A 21,647-nucleotide genomic window follows, 5' to 3' on the forward strand; every position below is an offset into this window, starting at 1 on the left:
TCTGCGACGTGACTCGCGTGTCCCTAATGAATCAGATACACGCTATTAATGCTTCAACATCGACCAGGTTAGTGGTGGCGTTGCCGGATTTTGATGCAGAACAGGAAGCCAGGATGCAAAAGGGAAGCGAGACTCTAGCCCTTGCAGTTGCTCTCTAGCATCTCTTACAGACTGATGCAGAGGATTACCCTGAGAAAAGGCAGTGAGGAAATGCTTGAGGAAGGATTGGGCGACGGCATCTGGTACTGGGTAGCGCATAACTATCGTAGGTGGCAGGTCGCTACGATCCTGTAAGTCTTGGATCAGCTGAAGACCATCACAGGCATTGAGAATAGAGAGCTTAAGGCCGCGTTCTGTCGCTTTTCTAAGAGCGTATTTAAGTTCGCCTAGGGTCAAGCTCTCGGTCGGACTAAGTCGAAGGGACTGCTTGCCGCCAGTACTAGCACTGTGCCCGGCGAAGAAGAGAATGTCCCAGGGCTGCGACCAGAGAACATCATTTAGATGCGATCGCCCTGGTTCTACCACGCAAGTTAACGCGACATCAGTAAGCTGTTCTAAGAGTAGGCGATCTTGCTCGATATCTAAACCACGCCCGTCGCCAAAAACCGCCAGTACCCTTACTAGGCAATTGTCCTTGCGATCATTTTGTCTAATGACTGTACTATCAGCTTCAGTATCAGCTGTAGATAGCTGCCGGTAGCTTAGCTCGCTGAGTACCAGCTCCGAGCGTCGATAATAGTCAAACCACCTCCACAGATGTAAAGGCAGCGCTCGAATTCGCAGATCGCTCGCCTGCAGAAAGAACCGAGTAGAATCTTCCTGCCTTAGTGCCATCATCAACGCTTCACGCACGGGTCGAAATGAATCAGAGTTTAGCCAGTCATTGATACGCTCAGATAAATCTTGCTCTAAGGCTGAGCAGCGATCGAATAGTTCTAAGTAGCTAACGTTAGTCACTTGCTCCGGTAGCGCGCTGATTCGAAGATCCTGGGACAGTTGCTCTGCTGCTCGGCAATAAGCCTGCTGCCAACGCCAGTGACTCTCTAGTAATCGGTTTGCACTCGGTAGCCAAGCCGATTGCTCTACTTGAGCCGTTGCCCCTTCGTCACCAATTTGCACAGTGACTGGAATACCTTTTTGCTCTTGCCGAGCTATCTTAAGCACTACTCGCTTTTCCTTCGGTAAAAGCGATTGAGGTGCTTTCTGAGTCAATAGCTGAGTCAGCTGTGAGATCTCACTCTGGTGCTGCTTATACAGGTCTATCTGTGCATCTTTTGCCGCTAGCTCCGCCTGATAGCGCGTTTCCAATCGCTGCAAAGCTTGGTCATACTCGCGAGTCAGCGCGGCCTGAATCTGTGGTTTATCAGCGGCGGCCGGTACTTCCACCTTCACAACCACTACGCCATCACCCTTATTTTCGATGCTGCGTACAGTCATGACTTCGCCAGTAGCGCTCATCTGCTGAAATGCGCTCATAAAAGCAGAGATGTCTAAGCCTTGACGAAAAATAAGATCTACCGTGTGCAGCACATCTTGAAACAGCTTAGTGAAATCGCCTGGCTGAAAATTGCCATAGCTAGGGCGACGCTCATGCCGATTGCCCAAGAGATAGATATAGTCACACTCTACGTTTTCAAGTTGAGTGGAGGTGTCAATATTCCAAGATTCCACGCAGCTACCGGTTAGCCGTACGCCGTGCAAACAAGTTCCTGCTAGCTGCGATCGCGTAAGATCCGCTGCCGATAAATCAGCCCCTGTCAAGTCTGCATCGGACAGATCGGCTCCAGTGAGATCAGCAGATTTCAAATCAGCTCCTTGTAGATAGGCACCGCGTAAATTACAGCCAGCGTACGAGCGGTTACTGCCTTCGAGGCTAGTGAGCAGTGATCGCACCGCTGTGGGGTGTAAAAGCGTTTTACCTACCCGCCCATAGTCTAAAGACTGTGCTCGCCAAAATTTTGTCCTGTATAGGTTAGCGCCGACAAAATCAACGGCGTTGAGCTGGGCTCTAGAAAAATTCGCCAGAGATAGATCAGCTCCTCGAAAACAAGTACCGCCTATACTGGCAATTGCCAAGGCAGGTTCGCGCAGCCAGCGATAGCGAGGATGATCTGCCAAAATTCGCCGGGTTGTATGTAAGCATAGCCAAAAGAGCAGACCCGTATCTAAGGGGGTGTTGATCTTTGCTAACCAACCAGCGTGGTCTATAGTTCCAGGCAAAGCCGTTACGGCAGCCGCCGTAGCGACTGCATACTCAAGCAAGCCAAATCGACTGCGTAGATTAGAGCGGAAGTGGGCGATTGATAGCAATAGAGCGCTGGCACTCGTAATCACGCTCGTGCCAATCCAAAAGGTGATGATGGTAGTAATCACATCGCCTGTGACAGAATCAGGGCTCAGTAGCGCATCTATAAAATCAAAAGAGTGAAAGTATTCCCAGCAAAACAACACAATCCAGTTGACCAGACCAGCTAGAATCGTGCCCCAAACCGCCACGGTAAGATCCCAACGGAGCAGCAAAACGCTAAAGAAGCCAACCGTAGAGAAAGCAACAATGCCATCTACAGGACCTAAGAACCTAAAGTAGGTGGTGTTGACGGTATCAGCGATCGCCGTTCCAAATAGGCCCAAAAGGAAACCACTCAAACCCACTAGTACTAGCACACTAGCGAAACGGCCAAAGCCCACACCAGCTCTAGCCGTGCTGAAATCTGCGCTAGTAAGTATAGCGCCGGCAAAATTCGTGCCCTGAATCTGAGCGCCCCTAAAGTTAGCCCTAGTCAGATCTTCGTTCTTAAACGAACGCCCCGTTAGTCTTTGACCAGCAAAGTTTTCCTCCATCTCATTCGCATGGCCTATTTGGCCGCCATGAAGACTATTACGAAGACCAGCGTTCCAAAGCCCTTTGGCCGCCCCAACGAGCCACGATTTCGTCATCGTAGTCATCAGCTAGGCGAATGACTGTGGTAACCGAGTGCTTAAGTTCAATTTGATCGCAAGTGGAACCGACTAAGCTGTGCTCGAAGACAATGTCGTTTTCACCATCAAGTGCAAATCGGCCAAAGTGAATACCATTGTTTGCCCTCAGCAGGTAATAGCTGAGCTCAGGCGTGACCGAGACGTCAGTGACAACAAACGAGCGCGTGGTGATAAGCGCATCGTTTTCTCCCCAAGGAACGACCCGAGTAGAAGCAACTGCTGAACCGATAGTGATGATGAATAAAGGCTCATCTTCAAACAGGACCGCCGCCTCACCAAATAAATCCTGCATCCAGGGCACGATTCTGTTGTAGCAGGCCCTTTGAGCAGTACTTTCAAACTCCATAGGGACACTTAGGTTGTGAATAACTACTTTTATTCTCTCACTGTTTAATCAGATCACTTCACATTGAATTACTTTGGCGTCCCCATACTGAATTAAATGCTTGGTCTTCGAAGACTTAGAGGGGGTTAACCCTACCTCGATCTCGTGTTTAGACTTCTATACTTTGAGCTATGGGAAGATCCGCGTTTGCTATGGACACCTTTGATCAGCTAACCGATGATTTGCGCTATCAGCAGGCGATCGCATCTGTCAAAAAACTGATTGCTTCTTTGGATCTCTCGCCTCGTGAGCAAGCGGGCCTAGAAGCAGAAATTGGCCACTTGCACAGTGTATTGCAAAAGCTAGAAGACCAAGTGCTACATATTGCGGCGTTTGGTATGGTCGGTCGGGGCAAGTCTTCTCTACTCAATGCGCTAGTAGGACAACCGGTTTTTCAGACTGGACCGCTGCATGGGGTAACGCGGCAGGCAGAAGGGATTACCTGGCAAGTAGAAGAAGACCAGCAGATCTATTCAGCTACGCTGTCAAATACTTCGTCCAATCAAACGGGTAATCAACTCGCTTCTGGTAAAGCAGCGGCGCGAGTGGAACTGATTGATACGCCAGGAATTGATGAGGTAGCAGGTAGTGAAAGGCAAGTGATCGCCCAAAAAATCGCCCGCCAGGCCGACCTTATTCTCTTTGTAGTAGCTAGCGATCTCACCCAGCTAGAACACGACGCGCTGATAGAACTTTACCAAGCCGGTAAGCCGGTTCTGCTGGTCTTCAACAAGAGCGATCAGTATGCCCAAAGTGATCGTGTCCAAATTCTAGAAAAGATTCAGACCATTCATGTTACTGATCGCTTGCCAGCCGAAAATATTGTCATTGCTGCTGCGGCACCTTTGATCAAGAAAGCGCTTAGACAGTCAGACGGTCAGCTAATCACACTGACAGAACGAGGACCTGCAGACGTTAGCGCTCTGAAGCTAAGAATCCTAGAGATCTTGCAGAAGGAGGGTAAAGCACTAGTCGCGCTCAATACGCTGCTGTATGCGGATGATATCAATCAACAGGTCGTAGAAAAAAAGCTAGCTTTACGTGATCGCGCTGCGGATGACACCATTTGGAAAACCGTTCTAACCAAATCTGTTGCAGTTGCACTCAACCCGCTAACAGTCGTCGATTTGCTCAGCGGCGCCGCGATTGACATTGCGCTGATTGTTGGCTTAGCCAAGCTATATGGCATTGAAATGACGCAAAAAGGTGCGGCCCAGCTATTGAAGAAGATTGCGCTTTCATTGGGTGGACTCACGGTTAGCGAGCTGGCTATTACCTTTGGACTCAGCGGGCTTAAAAGCGTTTTGGCGGCAGCAGCGATCCCCACAGGTGGACTGACGGCTAGCCCCTATGTGTCAGTAGCCCTGGCCCAGGCAACAGTTTCGGGGGTATCTACCTATGCGATCGCACAAGTCACTAAAACCTATCTAGCCAACGGGGCAACTTGGGGCAAGGGCGGCCCTAAAGCTGTCGTCGCCCAGATTCTTAGTGAGCTAGACGAAGATTCGATCATGCAGCAGATACGTCAAGAGCTAGCGACAAAACTAGAGCTACAAAGATGGGCAAAAAGCAACCCCTAGCGATTCTTTGAACCGTTAGGGGTCAGCGGTATGATTACGAGGTGAAGTCGCTCTGTGTATAGTCGCCCTGTGGCTAGTGGCTTTTTGTCTATTAGTGAGCGCCTGTCAATGAGCTAGCCTCTACTATCCGTCAGTATTGACAAAATTAGTCGGACCGTCATAGCCGGAAGCCTCAGCTAAAGCTTGTAGACTTTGGGAACCAGAGAGGAACTGACCATTTACCTCCCAGGTAGGGAACCCAGTAATCTCTGGAACGGACTGACAAAGTGCAGTTTGAGACGCCTTGCCGTCAGGGGCACATTCGACATACGGAATATCTTGATAAGCAGTTCGACCAAATAACTGCTTTTGATCGTGGCAGTGAGGGCACCAGTAAGCGCCGTACATCTTCGCATCAATGTCAGTTAGGTGCTGAGCTAGCAAAGCTTCAGCTTCACCAGAGGGAGTCGTCACCGGTGGGCCTACACCCGGCTCATCAACAACCGCCGCCTGCGTTCCGGGACTGAGCGGACCACCGGGCACTGCGTAGATTCCCAAAGTACCCACTAGCGCCACCATGGCGATGATTGAGCCGCTAAACAGAAGCTGACCGCGATCGTCCCAACGGCGACCAAACAACGTCAGCAAGAACATAGTGACCGTTAGCGCCGCTGAGCCAATGCAGTAGGGACAGACCGCTCGGATGTCGGTCGCCAGCACATACATTAGAAAGCCGCTAAAGACCATCATGCCCGTCGCGCCCACGAATAGCAGCGGCCAGGTGATGCCTTCTAGCTTCGTCCGCAGTTCTTTATCTTTCTCGGGGTTGACCAGCAGTGGCGCGATCGCCAACACCAGCATCGCAAAGTAGGACATCGCGCCAAACAGCGTTAGCGGCTGGCCCAGAACGGTTGCCCAATCGCTAGAAAGAACTTTGCCACAGCCACTGCCACAGACTGCTGACGCATTTGAGAGCCTAGTCGCAGTTAGATAGCCAGTTCCGATCAGACCAACGGTGGCGATCACGGCAATCAGCGGACGAGACCACTTATGAATCCACAGCGTTTCCTGGCGACGACGTCTCATAAGAAAAATGCCTAAAGGATGAAATTCAACAAATCAGTAAGCGTTCGGTTATCAATAATACTTGAATTTCTGGGAAGCGACAGGCGTTAGATCCCGGAAAACTTTCAACTCAATGTCACTCAGCGTCAAACTTTAATGCTAAACCAACTGCTCTGGCCGCTCTTCTTTGGCCGCTTCGACTAAACATCTAATTCAACGCCATAGAATGGTTGGCTTTAGATCGATCTAGCCTCCGAGTAGTTAATCCCTGTGCCATCGCCGTCACAAACTGTCTGGTTCGAATCGGATCGATCGGCTGCTCGATTTGACCCTTTCGCTTCAATGAGCTTGAGACAATTACGCCACTGGCAGCAGGAATTAGATGAGCGATGTTGTCTATGGTTGCACCGCTGCCAATAAAAACAGGCTTATCGCCGGCGGCATCTCGAGCGCGGGCCAAATCTTCTACGGTTGGAGCATGACCTGTTGCCGTGCCTGAAACAATCACGCCATCTGCCAAACCGCGATGGATTGTGTCTTGTACAGCCGTTGTCATGCTAGGGCGCCCCAACGGCTGTGCATGCTTGACTAAGACATCTGCCAAGATCTTGATATCCGCCCCCAAATCACGCCGGTAGCGCATGAGCCGATGAGCATCACCTTCTATGAGCCCTTGATCGGTAGCCATCACACCGGAGAGCACGTTGACTCGAATGAATTTAGCGCCCGTGCAGGCAGCGATCGCTAGCGCACTACAAGCATCGTTACGCAACACGTTTAGACCGATTGGCAGGGGCACTAGCTGAGACAGACGCTGCACGACCAGTGTCATCGCACTAACGACTGCCGGGTCTACTTGCGATTTTGCAAACGGCGCATCAAAAAAGTTCTCGACAATCAATCCATGGACGCCTCCCGAGGCGAGAGCTGTTGCCTCCTGCTCAGCGCGGGCTATCACAGTGCGTAGATCACCCTGCCAGCGAGGAGACGTTGGCAATGGCAGTAAATGTACAACCCCAATCGCAGGATGCCCTGTCTTAAAAATTTGGTTTAAGTCCACGGTTCCCTTGTCTCGGACTCAGCACATCGAACAGTCTGTCGAACAGTTTCAAGTCGAATAGTCATAGAGCGGCATATCAATACGTGCGAAGCGGTACGCTAGCACATCGAGCGCTAGCTCTACCTTAACAGTCAATGCTTAGAGTTTAGGGCGTGAGTGCACTCAAATTCTTAGCGGCAGATTTGATTAGCTACGGATTCTAGCTAGGCGCGAGCGCTAATCAATTTCTAAAAACTAACCCTCCAATCTTTACTACCCCATCCCAATTACCCCTCTGATGAACCTACAGAGTAAGCAAAGTGCCCAGAATCAATACCTTCTAGACCATCTGCTCGCTAAATGTGAAGTTATGTTATGATTCGCAAGAAAGCGATTTAATCTCTGCGTATGGTTCTGGGGATTTAATCATCTCACTGATCGAAGAGACCTTCATGGGACAAAAACCCACCATTGCAATCTCACACTTGGGCTGCGAGAAGAACAGAGTCGATAGCGAACACATGCTAGGACTTTTGGCTAAAGCAGGTTACGGCATTGGCGCTAATGAAGAAGGCGCCGACTATGTCATCGTCAATACCTGTAGCTTTATTCAAGCAGCCCGTGAGGAGTCAGTTCGCACACTCGTAGAGCTAGCCGAAGCTGATAAGAAGATAGTCATTACGGGCTGTCTGGCACAGCATTTTCAAGGCGAGCTATTAGATGAGATCCCAGAAGCAGTAGCGCTAGTTGGAACGGGAGATTATCACAAGATTGTCGATGTTATTGAGCAGGCCGAAGCGGGCAAACGGGTCAAAGTTGTCTCGGCCGAGCCAATCTATATCGCGGATGAAACAGTCCCACGCTATCGGACAACCTCTGAAGGGGTCGCCTATGTGCGGATTGCAGAAGGCTGTGATTACAAGTGTGCTTTTTGCATCATCCCTCACTTGCGAGGTAAGCAGCGATCGCGCTCTATCGAATCTATTGTTGCCGAAGCCCATCAGCTAGCCGACCAGGGCGTCAAAGAACTTATCTTGATTTCGCAGATCACCACCAACTATGGTGTCGATCTCTACGGCAAGCCTAAGCTCGCTGAGCTGATCCGTGCCCTTGGCGAAGTTGATGTGCCTTGGGTGCGTATGCACTATGCCTATCCGACCGGTCTTACGCCTGCTGTCATCAAGGCCATCCAAGAGACGCCCAACTTTCTTCCTTATCTCGATCTGCCGCTTCAGCACTCGCATCCCCAAATACTGCGAGCAATGAATCGTCCGTGGCAGGGACAGGTCAACGACGAAATTATCGATGGCCTTAAAGCGTCTCTACCCGAAGCGGTTCTTCGCACAACCTTCATTGTTGGCTTCCCAGGCGAGACAGAAGAGCAGTTTAACCATTTAAAATCCTTTGTCGAGCGGCACGAGTTCGATCACGTTGGCGTTTTTACCTTCTCCGCAGAAGAAGGCGCTGTCGCCTACGATTTACCAAATCAAATCGAGCAGTCGGTCATGGACGAACGCCGCGAAGCAATCATGCTCACTCAGCAGGAGATCTCCTTTCGGCGTAATCAAGCGCAGATCGGAACTACCGTCAAAGTGCTTATCGAGCAAGAGAATCCATCTACCGGTGAGCTGATTGGTCGTAGCGCCAGATTTGCCCCTGATGTTGATGGCCTGGTCTACGTCAAAGGGGGAACTTCTGGGCAGACCGCTATGGGTCAGATGACCTCTGTTTTAATCGAAGCTGCCGATAGCTACGATTTATTTGGGTCAGTAGCTGGCCCTAATTCTTAACAATTGGCTTTGTAGAGCACCCTCGTCACTTGATCCCTTCTAATATCCGTTTTTACCTTTATAACCCGACACCGTAATGACCTCTTCCTTTGCTGATTTAGGACTGTCTTCTGCTTGCGTTGAACACCTTACGCAGATAGGTTTTACTGAACCAACAGCGATTCAGATCCAAGCGATTCCTCAGCTACTTTCTGGCCATGATGTCGTTGGGTTAGCCCAAACCGGCACGGGGAAAACAGCAGCTTTTTCTCTACCAATGTTAGAGCAGGTTAATCCGGCCAATCGCTATGTACAGGCGCTGGTACTCACACCAACTCGTGAGCTAGCAATGCAGGTGAGTCAGGCGATGGAAAGTTTCAACACTGACAAACGGCTGTACGTCACTTCCGTATATGGAGGGCAATCAATTGATCGGCAGATCCAAAGGCTAAAACGCGGGTCACAAATTGTGGTAGGAACACCCGGACGGATCATTGATCTAATTGAGCGAGGCGGACTGGTTCTCGATCGGCTCAGCATCATGGTGCTAGACGAAGCCGACGAAATGCTGAACATGGGCTTTATCCAAGATGTAGAGACTATTTTGTCCCACACGCCAGATGAGCGGCAGACAGCTTTCTTCTCCGCTACGATGGAACCCGCCATTCAAAAGCTATCTACCCGTTTTCTAAAGTCTCCGGTTACCGTTAGCGTAGAAGCGAAAACATCTTCTACAGCTCGTATTAAGCAGATTGCCTATACGGTGCCTCCCGGCTGGAGCAAGCCAAGAGCGCTGATGCCGATTCTAGAGATGGAAGATCCTGAGTCGGCTATTATCTTCGTTCGCACTCGTCGCACGGCTGCTGAGCTAACTCGTCAGCTACAGGCTGCTGGTCATAGTGCTGATGAGTATCATGGTGATCTTACACAGCCGCAAAGAGAAAGACTGCTACAGCGATTCAAGCAGCGTCAAGTTCGCTGGGTAGTCGCAACTGACATTGCCGCTAGAGGTATCCATGTTGACGATCTGAGCCATGTGATTAACTACGAGCTGCCTGATAATCTTGATAGCTATGTTCACCGGATTGGGAGAACGGGTCGTGCTGGGAAAGAGGGCCGTGCAGTTTCTATCGTGATGACCTTAGAGAAATACAAGCTTAGTCGCATTGAGAAACGTTTTAAGAAGTCAGTTGAATATTGCAAGATCCCAACCCAAGCTCAGATTGCTGCTCGCCATCTAGAGAAACTACAAGCCCGTGTGCGTGAAGCGGTGACTAGCGAGCGAGTTGCCTCCTTCTTACCTATCGTCTCTCAGCTCAGCGAAGAGTACGACATTCGCACAATCGCAGCAGCGGCGCTACAGATGGCATACGACCAGGCTCGGCCTACTCACTTAAGAAACGAAGACCACTCTGATAGAAAGCCAACCCCAAAGCCGAAGCTATTGCCATCAAGAAGGCAGTCTAAAGAAGCTGATGTTCAAAAAGCAGCCGTCGAAGAAGGAGTTAGATAGTAAGTAGGCAGCTACCCACTTGAAATTGCCTCAGGGAAAGGCAGTCCTACGCTCAACTAAAACTTCCGCGAACTATCTCGTCCGTATTGAAGCCCATCTATTGCTGTTCACTTCATAGCTTGACAGTTTGCAAAGCTATGTGTAGTCGCTCATACTGATTTTCGTGGTGGGTAAACTAGAATAAAGAACAATTGCATGTTCTAGTTTCGGATGGAGCGGTCGGAGATGCTAGTGATTCTAATAGGAGATCGCATGGTTCAGCCGAAGACTGTCTGTCAAAGCTGCCCAATGGCCAGTCAAAGTGGGCTACCTAGATGGAATCAGGGGCGCTTACGCTGCGGACGGATGATCGAGCAGCCCTGGCAAGAGAACCTGCCACAGTACGAACCACAGTACGAATGCACGATGGGGTTTCGAGTAACCAAGCTTTCTGATTAAAGAAACGCTCTGATCTGAATACGTTATTATGAGCAGAGTCATTAAGAGTAAAAGTACAGAGTTAGCCATCGGATCTACTGCTAACTATTCTTTGATAGGAGTCTGTTTATGAATGCTTCTGCGCCCGCAAAAGATAGAGCTTTTTCGGCGTTAGCTTACGTTATGCCTCTAGCATCAGTACTGCAGGCAGGTAGCTACTATTTCTTACCCTTTTTAGCGCAGCAAGCACCCCCTGTATATGCTCTGCTCCGGCTGATTCTGCTACCGCTAAGCCCGCTGCTTGCCATCGAAAACAGTATTCTAGGACTAGGCGTTTTCATTCTGCTATTTGCCTTTGTAGTCCGCAATCCAGAGATTAGTCGGTTTATTCGCTTCAACGTTCTTCAAGCGATTATGGTGAGCTTTGTCATCTCCATTTTGGTCTTCTGTGTTGCTACTCTAGGAATTAGTGGTCTTTTCATTGGCGAGACCTTGCTGAATGTTTTGTGTTTGGGTGGATTTGCTATCGTAGGGTATGCAGTCGCTCAGTCTGTGCTAGGTCGATATGCCGAGATTCCTACCATTTCAGAGGCTATTAACATGCAGTTGCCTTAGCTTTGGCTCTGCTAATTTGAGGGTTGAGTGGAGTTAAGTCAACACTAGGCAAAATTACGCTATTGAAGTGCCATCTCTTTCGAGGTTGGCGCTTCGTTTTTTGTCTTTGTCTGGACCGTATTCTCTAGAGAACCAATACCCTCAATCTCGATCCGAATGCGATCGCCCACATTAACTGGACCAACCCCTGCAGGTGTCCCTGTAAGAACCACATCTCCTGGCAACAGCGTAATTGCCTGACTAATATATGAGACCAAGTACTCAGGTGAGAAAATCATATTGGCGATCGTAGCCGACTGCTTAGGTAGTTGAGCATCGTTCACAAAGGTCTGTAAACGAGCACCTGCAGGAATCTCCCTCACAATCCACGGACCCAAAGGACAAAATGAATCGAAACCCTTCGCTCTCGTCCACTGACCATCCCGCTTTTGCAAATCACGAGCCGTAACATCATTCGCAATGGTGTAGCCCCATATCTTGCTACGCGCTTCTGTAGGTTCGCAATCTTTGGTGCGATTGCCAATAATTACCGCCAATTCACCCTCATAATCTACTCGCTCTGATTGAGAGGGATAGTAGATCGCCATATCTGCGGCAGTCACTGCGGTCGGTGGCTTCATGAACAGTAGGGGTTCTTTAGGCACCTCGTTGCCCAGTTCAGCCGCATGCTGAGCGTAGTTTCTGCCTACGGCAACTACTTTAGAAGGCGCACAGGGCGCCAGCAGCGTGTAGTTTTCAATTGCTAATTCAAGCTCTGTCATTCGACCATCTCGCCAAGGCGGAGCATCGAGGATCTTGACACCCCGATCAGCTTGAAGCAAGCCATAGTGAAGCTGACCTGATGACGATTGAACTCGAACGTAGCGATGAGCCATATGTTTTAATCGGGTCAGTTGTTGGTATGATTGTAAACCCTTGCTTTTGTCTGCGCTATAGCGAGACGTTAACTCCTGGGTGCTATCTCATTTGGATGCTATCTCACTGGGATACTTCTCACAAAGAGTAAAGCCAAAGAGTAGAGCGCCGTGCAACGTAAGACAAAGGCCACGATGACCACAAGGATATTCATTTTAGAGTTATGAGCACACTTTACGAAACCATGTATATTCTACGGCCCGATCTCGGGGATGAAGCCGTAGACGATGCCATCAGTCGCTACCAGACCCTTCTGAGCGAAGGGGGCGCGGAAGATATTGAAACGCAGCACCGAGGCAAACGCCGCCTTGCCTACGAAATCAACCGGCATCGTGAGGGTATCTACATTCAGATGAACTACGAAGCTCCTGGCAGCGTCATCGCCCCGATGGAGCGAGCCATGCGTTTAAGTGAAGATGTCATCAGATATCTGACAATCGTGTTCGAAGAACCAGCAGAGGGTAGCGAGAGCGAAGGTGAGTTAACGGAATCTACAGAATCCGCGGCTCCTCTAGGGTCATAGTCTCAGGCTTACCTTGGGCAGCATAAAGACTCTAAGATCATTAAGATAGCCCCTTCGATTAGCGACGACTGATCGAAGGGGCTTTTGCTTTTTGACCGGGAGGCTCAGATTCGGAAGGCTTAGTTCGAGCATTGGCTGACGGACTACTTAACGGGTTATCTGATTCATTTTTTGGGTGTTATATATCAAGAAGAATCAATAATTCATCAGTCAGGAAGGTTAACCCGTGACCCAAATATATAGCGAAAACGGTTTAAACAGTCCGTTTGAGGTAGCTCGACTCAAAGAAGAGTTAGCAGTGAGAGACCGGCTAGTACAACAGCTCTCTCAGGAGCTATTTCGACTGGTGAAAGGAAATAAAGATTTTTTGTCAGCTTCAAGAGTCTTTGAGCAGTATGAACAAGAGGCGCGATCGCTGCGTGAACAGATGTACCAGTTAGAAGAACAGGTTGTCTTTTACCAAACACAGATCGAAGATCGTGATGCCCAGACCCGGCATCTGCGCCAAACCAATCAAACGCTCACAGATAGGGCTCAGATGCTAGAACAGGTTGTACGGGAGCTACCTAGAGTCTACAAAGAAAAATTTGTCGAACGGATGAGCGCTGTCAAGGACCGGGTAGCCAGAATTCAGCAGAAAAATCGTGACCTTCAAGCCGAGCTACAGCGCACTAGCTACCGTCTGGCAGTGCGTAGCCGCCAAGGGTCTAGCTATCAAGCTCTCCCTACGTTTCCTCATGAAATGCTAGGAGGAAATTCGATGGAAAGCTTTGTAAAAGCCGCAAGCATCGAATAGAAAGGTTAAGCTTTGGGGGTTGCAAGCTGTAGCCTTGTTCCTTTAAGGACTACTAATAGCTGGTCAAACGTACTGATAGCCGATGTGCCAATAGGTCAATCGCTAACATCCCTACCGATAGATTAGAGACAGTACGCACGTGGCCGTAACCCTTTCCATACCAAACCACCTTTGATGGCCGAATTAATTTCACTAGACCTAGTACAAGATATCGCACGTGAATATGGTTACTGGGCAGTATTCTGCGGAATCTTATTAGAAAATATGGGCATCCCGCTACCAGGAGAAACCATTACCCTAGTAGGCGGATTTCTCGCAGGCAGCCACGAGCTCAATGTATGGTACGTCATGGGTGTGGCAACGGTGGGGGCCATCATCGGCGACAGTGGGGGGTATCTACTGGGCTATTACGGTGGATGGCCACTGTTGGTGAAAGTAGGTAGCTGGATCAAGGTGCCAGAGTCAACGCTAGAGGGGTTACGTGATCGTTTCAGTCAAAATGCAGGCAAAGCCGTCTTGTTCGGTCGATTTGTTGCTCTGCTAAGAGTATTCGCTGGTCCGCTAGCAGGCATTAGCCGCATGCCTTACCCGAAGTTCTTACTATGTAATGCCCTCGGTGCTGCGACATGGGCATCGGCGACAGTTAGCCTTGCATACTTCTTCGGCCAAATTGTTCCGCTTACAGTATTGATGGAATGGATAGGGCAGTTCACCGGGACTGCCCTATGTATTGTCATTGGCTGGATCACCATCGTCTGGTGGATAGAGTCGCGACAAACAACCTCTAAAAATTTGTAGTCGCTGTCCCTTAGCGATCGCTTAGCGGGCTATCACTTGACAATCTATAGAGGCCAAGTGCCGACCAACAAAAACAACCAAAGGCCCACATCACTGAGGTTTGACTACATATTCAGACTCTACAGGTTCTACGGCACCTTCTCCTACAAGCGCCTGATAGATCATGGCAGAAAGTTCGGCTCGAGTAGTCGGTTCAGTAGGATTAAGCTGAGAAGCAGTCGGATAATTAACGACTAGGCTACTATCAGTGGCTGCTGCTATCTTTTCGTTAGCCCACTGAGGAATAGTATTGGCATCGCTATAGCGAGAAAGCGTGGCCTGTACGTCTGTTGGACTTTCAATCCCTAGTCCAGTGACTAGAGTCGTCAGTGCCTGAGTGCGCGTTACGGGCAGATTAGGAGCGAAAGTATCGTCAGGGAACCCCGTCATAAAGCCGCCTCTAACAACTTCTCCAATCGACTCTCTTGCCCAGTAATCAGACGCTACATCAGTAAATTCAAGCGATGCCTGATCAGCTGTTAGATCAAAAGTACGAGAAACAATATTGGCAACTTGCGCTCGGGTCACAGGCTGATCGGGTCTAAAGGTTCCGTCGTCATAGCCAGAAATCAGTCCTCGGCTGCTGAGAGCATCAATGTATGGCTCTGCCCAGTAGTCGTCTGGGACATCGGTGAAGGTGATTGCTTCTTGGGCTTCCCCGCTAGCTGCTTCTGAGGCAACAACTCTATCAGGCGTAGCAACCACACCTGCAGTCGCAGCACCAACAGCCCCAGCCCTGGTAGCCTCTTCTAGAGGGCGCGGTTCCCGCGAGAGCAAGCGTTCTCTTCTGATTGCCGCTCTAGCAGCTAGTTCTTCTTGCGCCGTCATGCCACTAAAATCGACGTCATCAGCGAGTCCATCAGGTGAAATCTCTGGGTCAACTCTGCTCGCAGTGATCTCAGGCGCTACTTCAGGAAGGACTATCGGAGCAATCGGAGGAGCTGAATCACTAAACAGATTGCCCCGGGTAAGTCCCCATGCCAAAACACCTCCTAGAGAAAGGAAGGCAACAAACAAAGCTACCATCTCATCAAATTCCAAGGGACGGTTTGATGCTGGAGTCGTTGGTGTTGAGTCGGACTCCTCAGGGGGGCGAGGGTCGTTAGGCGGCTGAGGGAAGGATTGAGTCACGGAAATGCTCGCTTTTGATTACGGTTATGATGGCAAATAGCAGAATAGGGGCGGCTAGCTCTAGCTTGGATTTTAGCTTTGGCAAATAAGCAAAACAACGAACGTATTGATTCACAAAAATAGACCATTTTGGACCAAAGATCAGCTTTCTTATGAAATAGCCTTCATGATTTATCAGCGGATTATCTATCTTCTACGAACGTCATGACTAATCGGTTAGCTAATAGCAGCAGTCTCTATCTGCGTAAACATGCTGAAAATCCGGTTGACTGGTGGCCTTGGTGCGAGGAGGCGCTGACGACAGCGCAAAGGGAAAACAAGCCAATCTTCCTATCAATTGGCTATTCTAGCTGCCACTGGTGCACCGTTATGGAAGGAGAAGCCTTTTCTGATGATGCGATCGCAACCTATCTAAACGCTAATTTTTTGCCGATCAAAGTAGATAGAGAAGAACGCCCTGATATCGATAGCATCTACATGCAGGCCCTACAGATGATGGTTGGACAGGGAGGATGGCCGCTCAATATCTTTCTAACACCAGACGATCAGGTTCCCTTCTACGGTGGCACCTATTTTCCGGTAGAAGCTCGCTATGGTCGGCCTGGATTTTTGAGAGTGCTAACGGCGCTTAAGAAACTGTACGATACGGACTCTGAGCAGATTAGTTCTGTAAAATCCCAGATTTTAGCAGGATTATCCCAATCATCCGAGCTAGCTGCTGGAGCCTTAGATAAGACACTCTTGCCACGGGGTGTTCAGGCTTGTGCTCGAACGCTAATGCCCTTTGATATGGGCAATCGATTTCCGATGATTCCTTACGTTCGATGGGTGCTGCAAGGCGATCGCCTTGTGCAAACACTGCCAGCATTAGGGAAAGACGAAGCCTCTAGCGAAGTATCTGCTGGCGAGGTTCCTATAGACGGCTGGCATCTCTCAAAACAGAGAGCACGCAATCTGGTGACGGGAGGAATTTTTGACCATGTTGCCGGAGGATTTCATCGCTACACAGTCGATGCCACCTGGACGGTACCGCATTTTGAAAAGATGCTCTATGACAATGGGCTAATTATGGAGTTCTTGGCAGAATGCTGGCAGAAAGGCGAGAGAACGCCAGCAATCGCCAGAGCGGTTGACAAAACAGTGGACTGGTTGAAAAGGGAGATGCGATCGCCCGCTGGCTTTTTCTATGCGGCCCAAGATGCCGACAATTTTACCAGCGAGGAAGCGATTGAACCCGAAGAAGGTGACTTCTATGTATGGTCGTATGCTGAGCTAGCCTCAGTATTGAGCGAAGCTGAGCTAGACGAGATGGCAAGCGCTTTCACCCTCAGCAAAGCCGGTAACTTCGAAGGGAAAAACGTCTTGCAGCGCCAAGCGACCGATGAGCTAAGCGACTCCCTAGAAGCTAGTTTGGATAAGCTCTTTCGAGTTCGATACGGTAGCTATGCTAGCCAGACGCCTACCTTCGAACCGGCTGTGGACGCCCAGATGGCAAAGGGGCGAGTGTGGCCAGGCAAACGAATTCCGCCGGTTACTGATACCAAATTAATCGTGGCGTGGAATGCGCTGATGATTTCGGGCCTAGCCAAAGCAGCAGCAGCCTTTAACCGAAAAGATTATCTAGTGCTCGCAATTGAGACAGCAGGCTATATCCAGCAATATCAGCAGGTGGATGGCATGCTCTATCGACTAAGCTATGAGGGCAATGCTGAGGTGCCCGCTCAGTCTGAGGACTACGCGCTGCTGATCAAAGCCTTGATCGATATCCAGCAGGCCTGTTTGGCGTTTGCAGAGTATCGAGGCATGGCAGCGGATTGGTTAGCAGCCGTGATCGCACTTCAAACCCAGTTCGACCAAACCCTTAGCAGTGAGCAAGGCGGCTATCTAAATGCCACCAGCGAGCGTTTGATTGTGCAAGAGCGCAGCTATCAAGATAGCGCTATACCGGCTGCTAATGGGGTAGCGATCGCATCGCTAGTTCGCCTTTTTTTGCTGACAGAAGATCTAGACTATCTGCCCAAAGCAGAATCCGCGATCCAATCGTTTAGCACCGTGTTACAAAAATCACCGCGTGCCTGTCCTAGCCTTTTACAAGCGTTCGACTGGTTCACGCACCCTATCTTAATTCGCACAACCGCAGAGCATCTAGAAACAGTGCGAAGTCAGTGGATACCGACAGCCGTTCTAAGACTTGAAGAGACGCTGCCTGAGAGGGCGATCGCACTCGTTTGCCAAGGCCTAAAGTGCCTGCCTGCTGCTGCTAGCCAAGCCATGCTAAACCAGCAGATAGAAGATTCTCTGAGTTAGAGTCATATCAGCTAGAGTCAGTCATCAAACGCTCCTAGTCAACGCACCTATCTATCACTCGCACTTTTGATGTCATCGAACATCTCTATGATCGGCTGCCTTCTCTCTGGCTACATCTCTCTGGCTACAAAAGTTTGATTTGCGTAGGCACTGATCCTCAACAAACTTGACGAAGGCAAGAGTCCCCTTCGCTAGCTAAACGCCAGCAGTAAAGCGAATTTTAAGATAGTCGTCTTCCATTTTGGCACCGGACGGATTGAGCGCAGCCAAAGCCTGAGGTAAAACCAAATTACGTCGGTGATTGCCAATTCGAATATTGAGTTCGTCAGCGGTTTTGCTCAGCTCTACCTGATCTTTTGGAATCCCAGGAAGATAGACTTCTAGGCTGTAGTTGCTCTCTTCTTGGACAACTCTTAGGGTGGTTTCCTTGTAATAGACTTGGGCTGGATCTTCATCGCCATAGAGCGTTTCTTTCAATCGATTCAGCGCTTCCATACCGCACATCTCTTCGGAATAGAGCGGCACTTCTTTCACAGGCAGTGGATGAAAGTTGTCGTGGATCTGACTTTTATACTTCGCTTGCTGATCCTTCCACCGTTGGAAAAATGGATCGCTAACAGTCTCTGGAATGATGCGATTTGCCACCACCATATCTGTGCCCACGTTATACAGACTTAGGTAGGCATGGGCTCTTAGCGATTCTTTAATCACCATCTTTTCTGGGTTGGTGACTAGCCGCACAGAGGTAATTGTCGGATCGGCCAAAATCTTCTCCAAGGCTTCTAACTGCTCATAGAACTCATAGGGCGCATCCATCACTTCTTTGGTCGGTAAAGAGAACCCAGCAACCGGACGGAACAAGGGTTCTACAAGAGGACGCAAAGCAGTAGAAACGGCTTGGAAAGGCTTATAGAGCCTTCGCATATACCAGCCCGCAACTTCAGGCAAGCTCAGTAAACGAAGTGCCGTTCCTGTTGGCGCAGAGTCAATAATTAGGACGTCAAATTCCTTCTCGTCATAATGACGTTTCATCCGGACTAGGCTAAAAATCTCGTCCATACCAGGCAAGATAGCAAGCTCTTCGGCTTCGATGCCTTCTAGTCCTCTAGCTTGCAATACCTGGGTGATGTAGCGTTTGACAGCGCCCCAGTTGCCCTCTAGCTCTCTGAGCGCATCGAGCTCTGCGCCCCAGAGATTAGGCTGAATTTCTTTAGGGTCGTGACTGAGCTCAGTATCAAAGCTATCAGCCAAAGAGTGAGCCGGATCGGTGCTTAGCACTAAGGTTTTGTGGCCAACTTCCGCACAGCGCAGTCCAGTTGCTGCGGCGACGGAGGTCTTACCCACGCCACCTTTCCCGGTCATCAAAAGTACGCGCATAGCAAACTGGCCTGTAATTAAGAAAGTTAACGTTCCTTTACTCTAACGACTTTTGTATAGCTATAGCCAGCATTGAATGAACTGCTTCAGCGCTAAGGGCAAATCGCTATAGATGAAGCAGCGTTAGAAGGTGAAAAAATATCAACCTTCGGTTAACCAGGAGTCTAGCTCAAACTATTTCGAAGCTTCTTTGACCAAGAACGTTCTGACAAGGAAAATTGCAACAGCTTCTAGACACATGAGGAATTATTCGTCAGCAGGTGCTAGCGAACATTTAGATACTGCAAAACACCGGCTGTAATACCATCAGCAATCTCGTTAACGGCTTGAGGATCTCTAAAACGAGCAGCATCTTCACGGCCCGTAACAAAGCCAGTCTCAACTAAAACCGCTGGCATGGAAGTATTGACCAAGACATAGAAACGAGCTCGCCGCACACCGCGATCACGTAAGTTAGTGCGCTGCAAAACGCTGTTATGAATCGTCTGCGCTAGACGTAGACCAGAAGAATAGTAGTAGGTTTCTAGGCCATTGACTTCAGGGCGACTAAGACTAATCGCATTAGAGTGAATACTGACAAAGATGTCGGCATTGGTGCGTTCAGCGAGATTGACCCGGGGCTGAAGATCGATTTCTCTATCATCAGAACGAGTCATTACAACATTGATGCCTTTTTCCTGTAAGGAAACTTGCATGCGCCTAGCCACTGCAATGTTGATATCTTTCTCTCGGAGGCCACCAATGCCAACTGCCCCCGGATCACGACCGCCATGGCCAGGATCGATCACTACGGTGAGTTGACCTTGTCTAGCGCGCGGAATGTTGGCAGAAGGCGTGTTGGTAGAAGGACGGGTGGCCGGTTGCGGTGAACTAGCCACTGGCGCAGACCCTTCAATAATGCGGGCGGAAAGCCGGGCAGCAGATAGACGGCGCTGCAGCTGCTCAGCGCGGTTGCGATCTCTAAAACGTCCTGCCTGAATTACTCGCCGTCCCCCAATTTGAGTACGAAATGCACCTGGCTCCACTGCATTAACGCGAGCACGCGTATTTGAATTCCGCTCGAGCACAACTACCTGATAGAACCTAGCAGAGCTAGAGGAAGAACTTGGCGTCGGTGAACTTGACCTCGCTGAACTTGACCTCGCTGAACTTGGCGTCGCTGATGCCCCCCGGCGCCCTTCAACGATCCGACTGGCCAACCCCTTACTTGAAAGCTCAGCGACTAGTTGATCAGCTCTAGACCTTTCTTGGAACACACCTGCTTGGATAACCCGGTTGCCATTTACAGTTGTCGTAAAGGCGTCATTAGCAACCTGGCGTACTCGCAACCTGACCAACGCCGAAGAACTGGGGACAATCACCTGATAGTAAGTATTAGAACCCCTTGGAGCAGCAGCAAGTATGTTCTCACTTGGCGCCGGTAAAGACTCACCGCTCAAAATCGGAGGGCCTGCCTTAGAACCGTTCTCAGACGCAGAGGGTCCGTTTTCCCCCAAAGAGCTGTTACTCAGAATCGGTGGACCTGGTGGAGAAGGCGTAGCAGGTGCGGGTGAAGTAGATATAAATGGCGGTGACGGATTACTTGTACGCGCTTGAGCAACGACAGTACCCAGATCTTGAGCATTCGATAGATAGATATGATCTTGGTCTTGACCGTTGAGCGTTCGACTAGTAAGCTTCCAGCCAGAGGCTAGCTCGATCTTGACAAAATCATTGGCAACGCCGTCACTACGACCAATCTCCAAAGCAGGTAGATCTCCACCGCGACCGGGCAAAGCACCTGGAAGCGCCATCAAAACTAGACTATTACCCCGACGAATAATCTGCAGACGGTATTGCAAGCTGAGATCTTCATTGCCAATTCGAACAGAATAGCTATTGCTATCAGAACTCCGACCGCAGATACCGCTAAAAGTAAAGTTCAGCAGGAGCGGCTCAATCACCGTCGGACTACCTGATTTTTCTGCATAGCAAGCCCGGCTATCGCTAAGCTGTTCAAGAATCAACAAACGATAGAATCGACCATTCGAAACTGGTTCGGCAATAGCTACGGCCTGGCCAACAGCAATCGGCTGCTCTCCGAAATCTTGCGCGATCGCACGAGTAGAGGTGATCGCGCTTGCCCCCAAGACGGTAGCCATCAGTGCGGTCAGTGTGGTAGTGCGACGAATGATAGATTTCATATCTACGGCGGTTCAGCAATGGGGCGAAGAAAATATAGTTGCTGAAATCAGCTATAAATCCCTGAGCAGATGGTGGGCTACAGATGTCTCTACCTATTAGGTACCCAAGGATGACGTCCTACCTACGATTTCAATAGATGTTGTTACTTAGTCAAAAGGAACTATAGCAGGTGGGTTGAAGCTTCTATCAACAAGAACGTAGCTATATCGATTATTGACAAGAGTGTAGCTATATCA

Annotated in this window: 17 protein-coding genes; 9 read left to right on the forward strand and 8 right to left on the reverse strand. The window is 49.7% G+C overall.

Translation table 11 applies throughout. The annotated features are described in order from the left end of the window. Positions 1-45 precede the first annotated feature (45 nt). Both S7335_RS25645 and S7335_RS03235 read right to left on the reverse strand, forming a co-directional pair. Positions 46-2,937 (reverse strand): pentapeptide repeat-containing protein, encoded by a 2,892-nt coding sequence (locus tag S7335_RS25645; protein WP_198011339.1) that lies wholly within the window; start codon positions 2,935-2,937, stop codon positions 46-48. Beyond that, complete coding sequence (locus tag S7335_RS03235) at positions 2,879-3,325, reverse strand: YbjN domain-containing protein (protein WP_006454023.1); 447 nt, start codon at positions 3,323-3,325, stop codon at positions 2,879-2,881. The genes S7335_RS25645 and S7335_RS03235 overlap by 59 nt, the downstream gene beginning before the upstream one ends. A 170-nt stretch (positions 3,326-3,495) precedes the next feature. Between S7335_RS03235 and S7335_RS03240 the strand changes: the two genes are divergently transcribed. Then, positions 3,496-4,944: a DUF697 domain-containing protein gene (locus S7335_RS03240; protein WP_157620065.1), complete on the forward strand. Its 1,449-nt coding sequence runs from the start codon at positions 3,496-3,498 to the stop codon at positions 4,942-4,944. A 123-nt stretch (positions 4,945-5,067) separates the two neighbouring features. On the opposite strand, the gene S7335_RS03245 is transcribed toward S7335_RS03240, so the two are convergent. Both S7335_RS03245 and btpA read right to left on the reverse strand, forming a co-directional pair. Then, positions 5,068-6,009 (reverse strand): vitamin K epoxide reductase family protein, encoded by a 942-nt coding sequence (locus S7335_RS03245; RefSeq protein WP_006456841.1) that lies wholly within the window; start codon positions 6,007-6,009, stop codon positions 5,068-5,070. Between the two features lie 187 nt (positions 6,010-6,196). Further along, positions 6,197-7,048, reverse strand: a complete 852-nt coding sequence (btpA, locus tag S7335_RS03250; protein WP_006456689.1) for a photosystem I biogenesis protein BtpA — start codon at positions 7,046-7,048, stop codon at positions 6,197-6,199. A gap of 431 nt (positions 7,049-7,479) precedes the next feature. Between btpA and rimO the strand changes: the two genes are divergently transcribed. The 4 genes from rimO to S7335_RS03270 all read left to right on the forward strand — a co-directional run bounded on the left by rimO (position 7,480) and on the right by S7335_RS03270 (position 11,341). After that, a complete protein-coding gene (gene rimO / locus S7335_RS03255) occupies positions 7,480-8,817 on the forward strand; it encodes a 30S ribosomal protein S12 methylthiotransferase RimO (protein WP_006454738.1) in 1,338 nt (445 codons plus the stop codon). A gap of 76 nt (positions 8,818-8,893) precedes the next feature. After that, positions 8,894-10,309: a DEAD/DEAH box helicase gene (locus S7335_RS03260; RefSeq protein WP_006457592.1), complete on the forward strand. Its 1,416-nt coding sequence runs from the start codon at positions 8,894-8,896 to the stop codon at positions 10,307-10,309. A 252-nt stretch (positions 10,310-10,561) separates the two neighbouring features. Beyond that, positions 10,562-10,747 (forward strand): hypothetical protein, encoded by a 186-nt coding sequence (locus tag S7335_RS03265; protein WP_006455428.1) that lies wholly within the window; start codon positions 10,562-10,564, stop codon positions 10,745-10,747. 108 nt (positions 10,748-10,855) lie between these two features. Further along, positions 10,856-11,341 carry a Tic20 family protein gene (locus tag S7335_RS03270; RefSeq protein WP_006456767.1) on the forward strand — a complete coding sequence of 162 codons (486 nt, stop codon included), beginning with the start codon at positions 10,856-10,858 and terminating at the stop codon, positions 11,339-11,341. A gap of 59 nt (positions 11,342-11,400) precedes the next feature. Here the strand turns inward: S7335_RS03270 and S7335_RS03275 are convergent, their stop codons facing one another. Then, positions 11,401-12,216, reverse strand: coding sequence for a fumarylacetoacetate hydrolase family protein (locus S7335_RS03275; RefSeq protein ID WP_006453486.1), 816 nt, complete (start codon positions 12,214-12,216; stop codon positions 11,401-11,403). Positions 12,217-12,419: 203 nt separating this feature from the next. Between S7335_RS03275 and rpsF the strand changes: the two genes are divergently transcribed. The 3 genes from rpsF (at position 12,420) to S7335_RS03290 (ending at position 14,373) form a co-directional block, all read left to right on the forward strand. Further along, complete coding sequence (gene rpsF / locus S7335_RS03280) at positions 12,420-12,779, forward strand: 30S ribosomal protein S6 (protein WP_038015540.1); 360 nt, start codon at positions 12,420-12,422, stop codon at positions 12,777-12,779. A gap of 226 nt (positions 12,780-13,005) precedes the next feature. Next, positions 13,006-13,575, forward strand: coding sequence for an Npun_F5560 family protein (locus S7335_RS03285; protein ID WP_006453929.1), 570 nt, complete (start codon positions 13,006-13,008; stop codon positions 13,573-13,575). A 174-nt stretch (positions 13,576-13,749) separates the two neighbouring features. Continuing rightward, positions 13,750-14,373, forward strand: coding sequence for a DedA family protein (locus S7335_RS03290; RefSeq protein WP_038015541.1), 624 nt, complete (start codon positions 13,750-13,752; stop codon positions 14,371-14,373). A gap of 90 nt (positions 14,374-14,463) precedes the next feature. Here the strand turns inward: S7335_RS03290 and S7335_RS25650 are convergent, their stop codons facing one another. After that, on the reverse strand, positions 14,464-15,543 hold the full coding sequence (locus tag S7335_RS25650; protein ID WP_157620069.1) for an S-layer homology domain-containing protein: 1,080 nt from the start codon (positions 15,541-15,543) through the stop codon (positions 14,464-14,466). Positions 15,544-15,747: 204 nt separating this feature from the next. On the opposite strand from S7335_RS25650, the gene S7335_RS03300 reads away from it, so the two are divergent. Next, positions 15,748-17,850, forward strand: coding sequence for a thioredoxin domain-containing protein (locus S7335_RS03300; RefSeq protein WP_006453394.1), 2,103 nt, complete (start codon positions 15,748-15,750; stop codon positions 17,848-17,850). A gap of 195 nt (positions 17,851-18,045) precedes the next feature. On the opposite strand, the gene S7335_RS03305 is transcribed toward S7335_RS03300, so the two are convergent. After that, positions 18,046-19,227, reverse strand: coding sequence for a TRC40/GET3/ArsA family transport-energizing ATPase (locus S7335_RS03305; protein ID WP_038015543.1), 1,182 nt, complete (start codon positions 19,225-19,227; stop codon positions 18,046-18,048). A 263-nt stretch (positions 19,228-19,490) separates the two neighbouring features. Beyond that, complete coding sequence (locus S7335_RS03310; protein WP_006454258.1) at positions 19,491-21,410, reverse strand: N-acetylmuramoyl-L-alanine amidase; 1,920 nt, start codon at positions 21,408-21,410, stop codon at positions 19,491-19,493. Positions 21,411-21,647 lie beyond the last annotated feature (237 nt).

The organism is Synechococcus sp. PCC 7335 (genome assembly GCF_000155595.1).
In the GTDB taxonomy this organism is placed as follows: Bacteria; Cyanobacteriota; Cyanobacteriia; order Phormidesmidales; family Phormidesmidaceae; genus Phormidesmis.